Origin of the sequence: Streptomyces sparsogenes (assembly GCF_001704635.1) — a bacterium.
GTDB classification, from domain to species: Bacteria; Actinomycetota; Actinomycetes; order Streptomycetales; family Streptomycetaceae; genus Streptomyces; species Streptomyces sparsogenes.
Genome location: NZ_MAXF01000013.1, coordinates 99,831 through 112,340, shown reverse-complemented (window position 1 = coordinate 112,340; position 12,510 = coordinate 99,831). Strand labels below are relative to the sequence as shown.

The window sequence follows — 12,510 nt, the reverse complement described above, 5'->3', positions numbered from 1 at the left end:
CCGAGCCAGGCGCCCGACCCGGGGCTCAGCGCCGGTCGCGCGGGTGCCGGGTGCCGGGCCCGGCGCTCAGCGCCGGTTGCGCGGGTGGTCGCGGGCCGTGCGCTCGTTGCCCCTGCGGTAGTTGCCGGTCCAGCGGGCCATGACCTCCTGCGGGTCGCCCGCCTCGGCCTCGGTCTCCGCGAGGAAGCGCGCCGCGCGGGTGCCGCGCAGGGTGGCCGCCGCGCGGCCGTGGTGGGTGATGACCACGCTGCCGTCGCCGCGCTGTCGGTAGGCGAAGCCGGACGGTGCGGGCATCGGCGCTCCCTTCGGCCGTTGGAGAGTGGCCCGACCGTACCGGCCCAGGAGCGCTCAGGGCGACGGGATTTGGTCTCCGGCCAGGTGCAGGCCGGAGATCCGCTGGTGGAGCGCGGCCAGCGGGGCGGCGAGGTGGCCGGGGCCGGTGGCGGTGGAGCGCGGCGGGGGCGCGCCGGTGACGGTGAGGGCGTGGCGCCAATAGCGCAGGGGGAACGAACCGGGACGGGTGCCGTGGCGGAACCGGGCGCGCAGGTGGGCGCGGAAGGCCGGGGTGTCGTCGTGGCCGCCGACGCGGGCGTAGGCGCGTACGAAGTGGTCGAGCGCCTCGGCGTGGCGGGCCGGGCAGCCGGTGGCCAGGGCCTCGGTGGCCAGGGCGCAGGCGTCGACGACGCCGGCGTAGAACGAGGCGACGTCGCCGACCTGGTGGCGCTGCGGCTGTCTGCGCCGGCCGTCCCCGGTGGCCAGGGCGTGGAGTTCGGCGTAGCCGAGGACGGTGGCGGCCGTGGGGGTGTCCGGCGGGGCGGGCACCGCGCCCTCGACGACGGCTCGGGCCAGCCGGGGCGGCAGGTCGGCCGGGAGCGCCCAGTGCCAGTAGCGCACCAGGCTGTCGTGGGCCTCCTCGGGCCTGCCCACCCCGGCGAGCAGGGCGAGGCGGCGCAGCCGCTCCGGGCCGGGACAGTCGTCCAGGGCCCGCAGCATTCCCTGCCGCCATGTCGCCTCGCGCAGCCGCGCCTGGACGGCGTCCAGTTCGTGGGTGACGAGTTCGGCGAGCGAGCGTTCGCCGGTCATCACGGCGGCGATGGCGGCGATGGGGGTGTCCAGCGCGCGGAGGCGCTGGATCAGCCGGAGCCGGGACAACGCGTCGGCGGTGTAGCGGCGGTGGCCGCCGGGGCTGCGGCCGCTCTCGGGCAGCAGCCCGATGTCCGAGTAGTAGCGGATGGTCTTCACCGGCAGCCCGGTGCGCGCGGCCAGCTCGCCGATGCCCACCGTGTCCCCGCCTCGTGTGCCGTGTGTCACAACTGGTTGAACCTCCACCGCGTGGGAGCCGTTAGCGTCCGCGGCGACCGCCGTGCCCGGGGTGTGCCCGGGGCCCGTGCCCGGGATGTGCCCGGGGGTGTCCGGGGTGCGCCCGGGGCGGCACTCGCCGAGGAGGATCATCACATGCGCGTTCTGATCGTCACCGCCGGTTCGCGAGGGGATGTCGCGCCGTTCACGGGTCTGGGGCGGCGCCTTCTGGACGCCGGGCACGAGGTCGCCGTGGCGGCCCACCCGCCCTTCGCCGGGCTCGTCGCCGGCTGCGGTCTCGACCACCGGCCGCTGCCGGGTGACCCCCGGGAGCTGATCCGCGCCAGGGCCGGGGCGGCGTCGCCGGAGGAGGCGCGGGAGGTGACCCGCGCGTTCCTGGAGCGGCTCGCGGACGGGGTGGTGGCGGCCGTGGAGCGCGGCACCGATCTGGTGCTCACCGCGTTCGGCCCGGCGCCCTTCAGCCGGGCGGCCGGTGAGGCGTTCGAGGTGCCCGTGGTCGGCGCCTATCTCGCACCGGCCTTCCCGACGAGGGAGTTTCCGCTGCCCGGCGCGCCGGACGCCGGCGCCCCGGGGCCGGACGGCAACCTGGCGGCGGGGCGGGCGCTGCTGGCGGCTGCCGGGGCGCTCCAGGAGGGGGCCGTGGCCCGGCTGCGCGCCCGGCTGGGGCTGCCCGCCGCCCCGTCGGCGGCGCCGGGCGGGGACATCCGGCCGGTGTTCCACGGCTTCAGCCCGCTGGTGGTGCCGCGCCCGGCGGACTGGCCGGACCAGGTGGAGGTGGCGGGGTACTGGTGGCCCGCCCGGCCGCACGGCTGGCGGCCCCCGGCCGAGCTGACCGACTTCCTGCGGGCCGGTCCGCCGCCGGTGTTCATCGGGTTCGGCAGCATGGCGCCGGGGGAGGGGGAGCGGCTGGGCGAGCTGGTGGTGGCGGCGGTGGCCCGCGCGGGGGTGCGTGCGGTGGTGCAGGCGGGGTGGGCGGGGCTGAGCGCGGTCGGCGACGACGTGCTGGCGATCGGGGACGTGCCGCACGACTGGCTGTTCCCCCGCACGGCCGCCGTGGTCCACCACGCGGGAGCGGGCACCACCGCCGCCGGGCTGCGCGCGGGGGTGCCCGCGGTGCCGGTGCCCGTCATGGCCGACCAGCCGTTCTGGGCGGCCCGCCTGCACCGACTCGGGGCCGCGCCCGCCCCGCTGCCCTTCCAGGCGCTCACCGCCGGGTCCCTCGCCGTGGCGATCACGGCCTGCGTGGCCGAGCCGGCGCACCGGCGCCGGGCGGCCGCCCTTGCGCGTCGCGTCGCCGCGGAGGACGGTGCCGCGGCGGTGCTGGCGCGCGTCGGTGTGTTGCGCGAGGGGTGACGGCTGCGCGCGGGCGGCCGCCGTCCTGCGGTGGTGCTCTCCCCGTACGCCGCCCCCGTTGCGCTTCCAGGGGCTCATCGTCGGGTCCCTCGCCGCGGCGATCACGGCCTGCGTGGCCGAGCCGGCGCACCGGCGCCGGGCGGCCGCCCTTGCGCGTCGCGTCGCCGCGGAGGACGGTGCCGCGGCGGTGCTGGCGCGCGTCGGTGTGTTGCGCGAGGGGTGACGGCTGCGCGCGGGCGGCCGCCGTCCTGCGGTGGTGCTCTCCCCGTACGCCGCCCCCGTTGCGCTTCCAGGGGCTCATCGTCGGGTCCCTCGCCGCGGCGATCACGGCCTGCGTGGCCGAGCCGGCCCACCGGCACCGGGCGGGCGCCCTGGCGCGTCGCATCGCCGCGGAGGACGGCGCCGCGGCGGTGCTGGCGCGCGTCGGCGTGGCGCCCGGGTCGGCGCAGCACCCGCCCAGGCGCAGCGCCCGCCCAGGCGCAGCGCGCGCGACGGGTGACGGGTCCTCTCCCCGTACGCGTCAGCCGGGAAGCGGGGACGAGGTCGTGCGGCCGGGTTTCACGCCCTCCGGCGGGTAGTCGCAGTCGATGCTGGTCACCTCGCGGTCGCCGTCCTCCGAGTCCACGACCACCACTCCGGTGCAAGCCCTGCCGTGTTCATCGGTCCAGGTGAAGATCTCGCTCTTGTCCGGGTCGGCACATCCCGTGAGCACGGCCAGGGCCACCAGCGACCCGATGACCCCTGCCGACCAACGCACGCTCATACGTCCCCCTGTCGCCCATTCGTGGCCACCGGTCCCGAGGGTATGACACGTCAGTGCGGCCAGATGGGCGGATTGGTGCAGAAGTGGCCGCCGAGGTGGGCGTGGTCGGGGTTGCCGGGGTCCAGCTCGCCCTGTTCGGCGAGGAGCTTCGCGGCGTACGGCTCCGAGTCGTCCTGCGGTTCGTAGCCCAGGGCGCGGGCGGAGCCGAGGTCCCACCACAGGCGGGTGTTGGCCGAGCTGCCGTACACCACCGTGTAGCCGACGTCCTCGGCGGTGAGGGCGGCGTGGAGGAGCCGGGCGCCGTCGGCCGGGCTCATCCAGACCGAGAGCATGCGCACCGACGTGGGCTCGGGGAAGCAGGAGCCGATGCGGATGGCGACGGTCTCGATGCCGTGCTTGTCCCAGTAGAGGGACGCCAGGTCCTCGCCGAAGGACTTGGACAGGCCGTAGAAGGTGTCCGGGCGGCGCGGGGTGTCGATCGGGATGAGCGCTTCGGCGGGCACCGGGGTGGTGGCCGGGCGCGGGGTGAAGCCGACGGCGTGGTTGCTGGAGGCGAAGACGATCCGGCGGACCCCCGCCTCGCGGGCCGCCTCGTAGAGGTTGTAGGTGCCCTCGATGTTGGCCCGGAGGATCTTCTCGAACGGGGCTTCCAGGGAGATGCCCGCGAGGTGGATGATCGCGTCGACGCCCCGCACGGCCTCCCGCAGCGCCTCCTTGTCGGCGAGGTCCGCGGTGATGGCGTCCGGCTCCCCGTCGATGGGCAGGAGGTCGAGGAGGCGCAGCCGGTAGCCGTAGGTCGCGGGCAGCAGCTCCCGCATCAGGGTGCCCATGCCGCCGGCGGCGCCGGTGAGGAGAACGGTGCGGGGAGCGGGCATGTGGGGATCTCCTCCGTCAAGGATGGAAATTCATGCGGAGATGCTGTTCATAAACATGGACACGCTAGGGAGGGGGCGGGGGTGAGTCAAGGGGCGCGTGAGGCGGTGTCGGGCGGGTGTCCGACGCGTCTCCACGGGGGTGCGCGCGCCTTGACCGGCGCGGCCGGGCTGCCCTACCGTGGCAGCGTTCAAGAATATGGATGACGATCAGAAACGTGTATGCGCCGGTGAGTTGACGGCACGTCGGCACACAGGACAGGGAGAGCCCGTGACCTCAGCCTCACTCGCCGAGCGCCTTGACGGCCTGCTGTTCTTCCCCGTGACCGCCTACGGGCCCGACGGCGCCCTGGACCTCGACACCTACCGCGCGCATGTGCGCGGCGGGATCGAGGCGGGGGCGGCCGCCGTGTTCGCGTGCTGCGGCACCGGTGAGTTCCACGCGCTCACCCCCGAGGAGTTCCGCGCCGTCGTCGCCGCCGCCGTGGAGGAGGCCGCCGGGCGCGTACCGGTGGTCGCCGGGGCGGGCTACGGGACCGCGCTCGCCATCCGGTACGCGCGGCTCGCCGAGGAGGCCGGGGCCGACGGGCTGCTGGCCATGCCCCCGTACCTGGTCGTCGCCTCCCAGGAGGGGCTGCTGCGGCACTACACCGCGCTCGCGGGCGCGACGGATCTCGACGTCATCGTCTACCAGCGCGACAACGTCGTCCTCACCCCGCCGACCGTGGTCGAACTCGCCAAGGTGCCCGGCATCATCGGGCTCAAGGACGGCCTCGGCGACCTGGACCTGCTCCAGCGCATCGTCAGCGCGGTGCGCGCCGAGGATCCCGAGGGGAAGTTCCTCTACTTCAACGGGCTGCCCACCGCAGAGCTGACCGGCCTCGCCTACCGCGGCATCGGCGTGCTGCTCTACTCCTCCGCGGTCTTCTGCTTCGCCCCCGAGATCGCCCTCGCCTTCCACAAGGCCCTCACCACCGGCGACGACGCGATGTGCAACGCGCTGCTCGACGGCTTCTACCGGCCGCTGGTGGAGCTGCGCAACCAAGGGCGCGGCTATGCCGTCTCGCTGGTCAAGGCGGGGGTGCGGCTGCGTGGCCTGGACGTCGGCGAGGTGCGCCCGCCGCTGTCCGAGCCCAGCCCCGCCCACCTCAAGGAACTGGCCGAGCTGATCGAGCGCGGGCTGGCCCTGGTCCCCACCTCCGAAGCCTGACCACCCCGAGGGGAAAACCGCGTTGAAAGCCTCCGCCTTCGTCTACCCCTGGGACGTCGTCGGCGACCCGGACGCCGCCCGCCGCATCGCCGACCTCGGCGTCCAGCAGGTCACCCTCGCCTCCGCCTACCACTCCACCCGCGCGCTGACGCCGCGCCACCCGCGCCACCGCGTCGTCACCGCCCGGCACGCCGCAGTCCTCTACCCGCCGGACCCCGAGCGCTGGGCGGACCGCCCGCTGCGCCCGTACCGGCAGTCCTGGGTGGAGGGCGCCGACCCGTACGGCGAGGCGGCCCGCGCGCTGGCCGACGCCGGGCTCGAGGTGCACTCCTGGGTGGTCCTCGCGCACAACTCCCGCCTGGGCGACGAGCATCCGCGCACCTCCGTGCGCAACGCCTACGGCGACCACTACCCCTGGGCGCCGTGCGTCGCCCGCCCCGAGGTGCGCTCGTACGTGGTCGACCTGGCCGCCGAGGCGGCGGTGCGGCCCGGCACCCTCGGCACCGAGCTGGAGTCCTGCGGCTGGTACGGGGTCGCCCACCTGCACGCGCACGACAAGATCGGCGGGGTCCCGCTCGGCGGCGCGGCCCAGTACCTGATGTCGCTGTGCTTCTGCGACAGCTGCCACGCCGGCTACGCCTCGCTCGGCGCCGACCCGGAGGAGCTGCGGCGGGCCGTACTGCGGGCCCTGAGGCCGGTCTGGGCAGGGGAGGCGGGCCAGGGTGGCGGCGACCGGGCCGCCGAGTGGGCCGAGGTGGAGAAGCTGCTCGGCGGCGACCACGCGGCCACCTTCGCGGCCTGGCGCGACCGGGTCGCGGCCGAGTTGCAGCGGGACGCCGTCGCGGCCGTACGGGAGGCGGCAGGCGGCCCGTTCCAGGTGCTGCTGCACGCCGACCCGGCGCCCCACCGCCTCGGGGCCAACGCCGGGGTGGACCCGGCGGGCATCCTCCGCCACGCCGACGGGGTGGTGCTGCCCTGCACCGGGAGCGACGCGGCGCGGACCGATGTGCTCACCCCCTTCGCGCCGCACAGGACCGAACGCACCACCCTGGCCGCGAACTTCACCGTCGTGGCCGGCATGGGCGGCAGCCCCGCCACCCTGGAGGCCGACGCCACGCACGCGGCCGGGCTCGGCGCGGACGAAATCCGCCTCTACCACGCGGGACTGGCCTCCGACGCGGACCTCGCGGCGGTGCGCACCGCGCTCGAACGCCTTCCCTGACACGCCCCCAACTCACCAGGGCCGCTCGGGGAACCGCATCGCAGCAAGCGTTTTCTGTCAGAACCGTTGACGAACCCCCCGGGCGGCCCTAATTTCATCGCGTCGTACTCCGTACGTCATATATGAGACGCGATATGTGAGATCTGAGAGCCCCATGGACATGACGCCGAGCCCGGTCCCCTCCCGTACGCAGTATGTACTGGAGGCGGTCAAGCACGCGATCCTCACCGGACGGCTGCGGCCCGGCCAGCCCCTCGTCGAGACCGAGCTGGCCGCCCAGTTCGGCGTCTCCAAGACCCCGGTCCGGGAGGCCCTCAAGACCCTCGCCGGCCGGGGGCTCGTCGTGATGAGCGAGTACAAGGGCGCGACCGTGCGCACCGTCGACACCGCCATGGCGCAGGCCGTCTACGACGTCCGGCTGCTGCTGGAGCCCGAGGCGCTGCGCCGCACCGTCACCACGCGCGCCGACCTGGCCGGCGCGAGCGCCGCGCTGGAGCGCTCCGACGCCGCCGCCGACCCGGCCGGGCGCTCGCTGGCCAACCGCGACTTCCACCGCGCGCTCTACCTGCCCTGCGGCAACCCGCTGCTGACCGGGATCCTCGACGAGCTGCGCGACCAGGCCGCCCTGGTCTCCGCCGTCGCCTGGCAGGCGGTCCCGTCCTGGGAGCGGGAGGCGCGCGAGCACCGCGAGATCCTGGCCCGCGCGCTCGACGGCGACGCGGACGGCGCCGCCGAGGCGCTGCGCGACCACATCGCCTCCTTCGTCCGGCGCGCCTTCCCGGAGGCCGCGGGCGAGGGCCCGGTCGCGGGCGCCGGAAGCCGGGCCGCCGAGGCGGCCACCTAGACCGCGTGGGCGCGTGCGTCGAGGGGACGGTCCCGCACGCGCCCACGCGCCCCACCCCCGTACCGCCCCGTACCGCCCCCGTACCGCCCCCGTTCCACCCCGCACCGCCCCCGCACCGGCCCCGCTCCGCCCCCGCTCCGCCCCCGCTCCACCGACGACCGTCACCGGCCAGACCAGCCCCACCAGCCCGACCAGCCCCACCAGCCCGACCGGCCCGGCCAGCCCGGCCGGCTCGACCAGAAGGGAAAGGCTCCGTATGGACTACTCGCCACTGAGGGCGGCGCTCGCGGATGTCGTGGCGATCCCGGTGACTCCGTACGATGCCGAGGGCGCCGTGGACCAGGACACCTACCGGGCCCTGCTGCGCCGGCTCCTGGACGGCGGCGTCAAGGCCGTCACGCCCAACGGCAACACCGGCGAGTTCTACGCCCTCACCCTCGCCGAGCGCCGCCTGGTCACCGAGCTGACCGTGGCGGAGACCGGCGACCGGGCCGCCGTCCTCGTCGGCGTCGGGCACGACGTGACCACCGCCGTCGAGGCCGCGCGCCACGCCCGCGAGGCGGGCGCCGGGATGGTGATGGTGCACCAGCCGGTCCATCCGTACGTCTCCCAGGACGGCTGGGTCGACTACCACCGCGCCATCGCCGAGGCCGTGCCCGAGCTGGGGGTGGTGCCGTATCTGCGCAACCCGCTGATCGAGGGGTCCGCGATCGCCCGGCTCGGCGAGGCCTGCCCCAATGTGATCGGGGTCAAGTACGCGGTGCCCGACGCCGCGCGCTTCGCCGCCGTCGCCCGCGACGCGGGGCTCGACCGCTTCGTGTGGGTGGCCGGGCTGGCCGAGCTGTACGCGCCCTCGTACTGGGCCGTCGGCGCCACCGGCTTCACCTCCGGCCTGGTCAACGTCGCCCCGAAGGTCTCGCTCGACATGCTGGGCGCGCTGCGCGCCGGGGACTACCCGGCCGCCATGAAGGTGTGGGAGCAGATCCGGCGGTTCGAGGACCTGCGCGCCGCACAGCAGTCGGCCAACAACGTCAGCGTCGTGAAGGAAGCGCTTGCTGCGCTCGGCCTGTGCCGCCGCGACATCCGCCCGCCCGGCAGCGCGCTGCCCGAGCCGCAGCGCGCCGAAGTCGCCGCGCTGATCCAGGGGTGGGCGATATGACGCCCCCCGCGCCCCCCGCGACCCCCGAGCCCCCCGCGACCCCCGAGCCCCCCGAGCCCCCCGCGACCCCCCGGAGAAAGAAGCCGGAGGAGCTGCGCAGCCACCAGTGGTACGGCACCGAGGGGCTGCGCTCCTTCAGCCACCGGGCCCGCACCCGCCAGCTCGGCTACCTCCCCGAGGAGCACCTCGGCAAGCCGGTCATCGCGATCCTCAACACCTGGAGCGACATCAACCCCTGCCACGCGCACCTGCGGGACCGCGCCCAGGCGGTCAAACGCGGGGTGTGGCAGGCCGGCGGATTCCCGCTGGAATTCCCGGTGTCGACGCTCTCGGAGACCTTCCAGAAGCCGACGCCCATGCTCTACCGCAATCTGCTGGCCATGGAGACCGAGGAGTTGCTGCGCTCCTATCCGGTGGACGGCGCGGTCCTCATGGGCGGCTGCGACAAGAGCACCCCCGCGCTGCTGATGGGGGCCGCCACCGCCGACCTGCCGACGGTCTTCGTGCCGGCCGGGCCGATGCTGCCGGGCCACTGGCGCAACGAGGTCCTGGGCTCGGGCACCGACATGTGGAAGTACTGGGACGACAAGCGGGCCGGGCTCATCGGCGACTGCGAGATGTCCGAGCTGGAGAGCGGCCTGGCCCGTTCGCCCGGCCACTGCATGACCATGGGCACCGCCTCGACGCTGACGGCCGCCGCCGAGACGCTGGGGGTCACGGTCCCCGGCGCCTCCTCCATCCCGGCCGTCGACTCCGGGCACGACCGGATGGCCGCGGCCTCCGGGCTGCGTGTCGTCGAACTGGTCTGGCAGGACCTCACGTTATCCGAGATCCTCACCCGGGAGGCGTACGAGGACGCGGTCGCCACCGTGCTGGCGCTCGGCGGCTCCACCAACGCCGTGATCCACCTGATCGCGATGGCCGGGCGGTCCGGGGTGCCGCTCACCCTCGACGACTTCGACCGGATCGCCCGCACCGTGCCCGTGCTGGCCGACCTGCGCCCCGGCGGCCGCTACCTCATGGAGGACTTCCACTTCGCGGGCGGCCTGCCCGGCTTCCTGGCACGGCTGGGGGACACCCTGCACCTGGACCGCCCGACCGTCGCCCACGCGTCCCTGCGCGAGCAGCTCGACGGCGCCCTGGTCCACGACCCCGAGGTCATCCGCCCGCTCGACAACCCGCTGGCGAGCGAGGGGGGAGTGGCGGTGCTGCGCGGCAACCTGTGCCCCGACGGCGCGGTGATCAAGCACATCGCCTGCGAGCGCCACCTGCTCGAGCACACCGGCCCCGCCGTCGTCTTCGACGACTACAAGTCGATGCAGGCCACCATCAACGACCCCGCGCTCGGCATCACCGAGGACAGCGTGCTGGTGCTGCGCAACGCCGGCCCGCTCGGCGGCCCCGGGATGCCCGAGTACGGGATGCTGCCGATCCCCGACCACCTCCTCAAGAAGGGGGTGCGGGACATGGTGCGGATCTCCGACGCGCGGATGAGCGGCACCAGCTACGGCGCCTGTGTGCTGCACATCGCGCCCGAGTCGTACGTCGGCGGCCCGCTCGCCCTGGTCCGCACCGGCGACCTGATCACCCTTGACGTCGAGGCGCGCACGCTGCGCCTGGAGGTCGACGACGCCGAGCTGGAGCGGCGCCGGGCGGCCTGGACCCCGCCCCCGCCCCGGTACACCCGCGGCTACGGCGCCCTGTACCAGGAACAGATGACCCAGGCCGACACCGGCTGCGACTTCCGCTTCCTCGCCGCCCCCGGCGCGGACCCCGAGCCCTACGCGGGCTGACCACCTGTCGGCTCACCTTTTGCACGAGATGCCGAACGACATTCGGTAAGCGCTTCACCCGCCCGACCGCGCACCCCTCGCACCCACGCCCCACCGCGCACCCCGCGCAGCCCCGCACCCCCCGCACCCCTGAGAACGGAGAAGCAGTCATGGCCGACGCCGTGGCGAAACAACCCCGGGTCCCCCGGCCCCGTACGGGAGGCTCCACCCGCCGCCTCCCGTATCTGCTGATCGCCCCCGCCGGGCTGCTGATGCTGGGCTTCATCGCCTATCCGATGCTCAGCGTCCTCTACTACAGCCTGCAGAACTACAACGTCACCAAGCCCTGGCGGAACGGCTTCGCGGGCCTGGACAACTTCACCCGGATCTTCACCGACGACCCGCAGTTCTGGGACACCCTCGCCTTCAGCGGCAGATGGGTCGTCACCGAGGTGCTGCTGCAACTGGTCCTCGGCCTGGCCCTCGCCCTGCTGGTCAACCAGACCTTCATCGGCCGCGGCATCGCCCGCGCCCTGGTCTTCTCGCCGTGGGCCGTCTCCGGGGTGCTGACCACCACCATCTGGATGCTGCTCTACAACCCCTCCACCGGCATCAGCCGCTACCTGGCGGACGCGGGCATCGGCAGCTACGGCACCTCGGTGCTCTCCGACCCCGACACCGTCTTCTGGGCGGCCGTCCTCGCCGAACTGTGGCGCGGCGTCCCGTTCTTCGCCATCCTCATCCTCGCCGATCTGCAGTCCATCCCGAAGGACCTGTACGAGGCGGCCTCGGTCGACGGCGCGGGGCGGGCCCGGCAGTTCTTCCACATCACCCTGCCGCACCTGAAGGACGCGATCATCCTCTCCACGCTGCTGCGCGGGGTGTGGGAGTTCAACAACGTCGACCTGCTCTACACCCTCACCGGCGGCGGCCCGGCCGGACAGACCACCACCCTCCCGCTGTACGTCGCCAACACCGGCATCGACGGCCACGACTTCGGCTACGCGGCCGCGCTCACCACCGTCGCCTTCGTGATCCTTCTCTTCTGCTCGATCCTCTATCTGCGCCTGAGCAAGTTCGGAGGCGACAACAAGTGACCACCGCACTCGCGGAGAAGGGCCTCGCGCCCGCCCCCGCCGCCGCCCCCGACGCCGACCGGCGCGGGAAGCGCGGGCGCGGGCTCGACGACGGCGTGCCGCGCCGGCAGATCTACCTCCCGCTGGCCCTGTACCTGCTGTTCACCCTGATCCCGTTCTACTGGATGCTGCTGTTCGCGCTGCGCCCGGCCGGCTCCACCTCGCTGGTGCCCTGGCCGATGACCGGCGAGCACTTCGCCAAGGTCTGGAATGAGCGGAGCTTCGGCACGTTCTTCCAGAACAGCATGATCGTCGGGGTCTCCTCGCTGGTGATGACCACGGTGGTCGCCCTGGCCGGCGGCTACGCCCTGGCGCGCTTCGACTTCCGGATCAAAAAGGGCTTCATGCTCGCGCTGCTGGCCTCGCAGTTCATCCCCGGCGCGCTGATGCTGGTCCCGCTCTTCGAGATCTTCAAGAACCTCCAGATGATCAACTCGCTGGGGAGCGTGGTCATCGCGGAGACGGTCTTCCAGCTCCCGCTGTCCATGATCCTCATCAGCGGGTTCATCAGGAATGTGCCGGTGTCCCTGGAGGAACAGGCCTGGGTGGACGGCTGCGGACGCTTCCGCGCCTTCTGCGCCGTGGTGCTGCCGCTGCTGCGGCCCGGGCTGATCGCGGTGGGCTCCTTCGCCTTCGTCCACAGCTGGAACCACTTCCTGTTCGCCCTGATGTTCCTCAGCTCCCAGGACAAGCAGACCATCCCGGTCGGCCTCAACACGCTCATCGGGGCCGACAGCGTCGATCTGGGAGCCCTCGCGGCGGGCGGCGTGATCGCCGCCGTACCGGTCGTCATCGTGTTCGCCTTCATCCAGAAGTGGCTGATCACCGGCTTCAGCGCGGGCGCGGTCAAGGGCTAGCC

At 74.0% G+C, this 12,510-nt stretch carries 13 protein-coding genes; 9 read left to right on the top strand and 4 right to left on the bottom strand.

Features of this window, described 5'->3' with window-relative positions:
- Positions 1-66: 66 nt before the first annotated feature.
- The gene (locus BBH68_RS01505; RefSeq protein WP_065958368.1) at positions 67-294 is read right to left on the bottom strand and encodes a hypothetical protein; all 228 of its coding nucleotides are present in this window, start codon (positions 292-294) and stop codon (positions 67-69) included.
- A 54-nt stretch (positions 295-348) separates the two neighbouring features.
- Complete coding sequence (locus BBH68_RS01500) at positions 349-1,452, bottom strand: helix-turn-helix domain-containing protein (protein ID WP_079150738.1); 1,104 nt, start codon at positions 1,450-1,452, stop codon at positions 349-351.
- Positions 1,453-1,455: 3 nt separating this feature from the next.
- On the opposite strand from BBH68_RS01500, the gene BBH68_RS01495 reads away from it, so the two are divergent.
- Positions 1,456-2,673: a glycosyltransferase gene (locus tag BBH68_RS01495; RefSeq protein WP_065958367.1), complete on the top strand. Its 1,218-nt coding sequence runs from the start codon at positions 1,456-1,458 to the stop codon at positions 2,671-2,673.
- Positions 2,674-2,731: 58 nt separating this feature from the next.
- Positions 2,732-2,896 (top strand): hypothetical protein, encoded by a 165-nt coding sequence (locus tag BBH68_RS41735; RefSeq protein WP_170066520.1) that lies wholly within the window; start codon positions 2,732-2,734, stop codon positions 2,894-2,896.
- Positions 2,897-3,193: 297 nt separating this feature from the next.
- On the opposite strand, the gene BBH68_RS01490 is transcribed toward BBH68_RS41735, so the two are convergent.
- Both BBH68_RS01490 and BBH68_RS01485 read right to left on the bottom strand, forming a co-directional pair.
- A complete protein-coding gene (locus BBH68_RS01490; RefSeq protein ID WP_065958366.1) occupies positions 3,194-3,436 on the bottom strand; it encodes a hypothetical protein in 243 nt (80 codons plus the stop codon).
- 50 nt (positions 3,437-3,486) lie between these two features.
- Positions 3,487-4,311, bottom strand: a complete 825-nt coding sequence (locus BBH68_RS01485; protein ID WP_065958365.1) for an NAD-dependent epimerase/dehydratase family protein — start codon at positions 4,309-4,311, stop codon at positions 3,487-3,489.
- Between the two features lie 268 nt (positions 4,312-4,579).
- On the opposite strand from BBH68_RS01485, the gene BBH68_RS01480 reads away from it, so the two are divergent.
- From BBH68_RS01480 to BBH68_RS01450, 7 genes are all read left to right on the top strand, one after another.
- Positions 4,580-5,518, top strand: coding sequence for a 5-dehydro-4-deoxyglucarate dehydratase (locus tag BBH68_RS01480; protein WP_065958364.1), 939 nt, complete (start codon positions 4,580-4,582; stop codon positions 5,516-5,518).
- 22 nt (positions 5,519-5,540) lie between these two features.
- On the top strand, positions 5,541-6,740 hold the full coding sequence (locus tag BBH68_RS01475; RefSeq protein ID WP_065958363.1) for a hypothetical protein: 1,200 nt from the start codon (positions 5,541-5,543) through the stop codon (positions 6,738-6,740).
- 154 nt (positions 6,741-6,894) lie between these two features.
- On the top strand, positions 6,895-7,584 hold the full coding sequence (locus BBH68_RS01470; protein ID WP_065958362.1) for a GntR family transcriptional regulator: 690 nt from the start codon (positions 6,895-6,897) through the stop codon (positions 7,582-7,584).
- 256 nt (positions 7,585-7,840) lie between these two features.
- Positions 7,841-8,743, top strand: a complete 903-nt coding sequence (locus BBH68_RS01465; RefSeq protein ID WP_065958361.1) for a dihydrodipicolinate synthase family protein — start codon at positions 7,841-7,843, stop codon at positions 8,741-8,743.
- Complete coding sequence (araD, locus tag BBH68_RS01460; protein WP_076971065.1) at positions 8,740-10,536, top strand: L-arabinonate dehydratase; 1,797 nt, start codon at positions 8,740-8,742, stop codon at positions 10,534-10,536. Before BBH68_RS01465 ends, araD begins: the two co-directional genes overlap by 4 nt.
- Positions 10,537-10,685: 149 nt before the next feature.
- On the top strand, positions 10,686-11,612 hold the full coding sequence (locus BBH68_RS01455; protein ID WP_065958360.1) for a carbohydrate ABC transporter permease: 927 nt from the start codon (positions 10,686-10,688) through the stop codon (positions 11,610-11,612).
- The gene (locus BBH68_RS01450; RefSeq protein WP_065958359.1) at positions 11,609-12,508 is read left to right on the top strand and encodes a carbohydrate ABC transporter permease; all 900 of its coding nucleotides are present in this window, start codon (positions 11,609-11,611) and stop codon (positions 12,506-12,508) included. Before BBH68_RS01455 ends, BBH68_RS01450 begins: the two co-directional genes overlap by 4 nt.
- The last annotated feature ends 2 nt before the right edge of the window (positions 12,509-12,510 follow it).